This window comes from Pseudoalteromonas rubra, from assembly GCF_005887115.1.
Lineage (GTDB): Bacteria > Pseudomonadota > Gammaproteobacteria > Enterobacterales > Alteromonadaceae > Pseudoalteromonas > Pseudoalteromonas rubra_F.
Genome location: NZ_PNCJ01000126.1, coordinates 1 through 393, shown reverse-complemented (window position 1 = coordinate 393; position 393 = coordinate 1). Strand labels below are relative to the sequence as shown.

Here is a 393-nt window from a genome sequence, read left to right as displayed (position 1 = left end):
CAATTAGATGCATGTCACAGTGCGCTGCTGCCACAAGACAAATTAGCACTGATGCAATCGTGGCATAATCAAGGAGATATCTGTGCCATGGTTGGCGACGGCGTCAATGACAGTCCGGTATTTAACGCCGCACATTTATCGATTGCGATGGATAGCGGCGCCGATATTTCGAAGAACACCGCCGATGTGGTATTGTTAAACAGCGATTTACGTTCGGTGTCTAAGCTTATCACCATTGCCAAAAAAACACGCCGAATTGTTCGTCAAAACTTGGCACTGTCGCTGTGTCATAACGGCGCTATCTTACCTTTGGCAGCGATGGGCCTCGTGGCGCCGTGGATGGCGGTCATAGGTATGTCTGCCAGCTCCATTATTGTTATTACCAACTCGTTG

General features: G+C 48.9%; 1 protein-coding gene. It reads left to right on the top strand.

The window, feature by feature from the left end:
• A partial coding sequence (locus tag CWB98_RS23450) for an HAD-IC family P-type ATPase (RefSeq protein WP_138546973.1) occupies window positions 1-393 on the top strand: 393 nt, incomplete at both ends.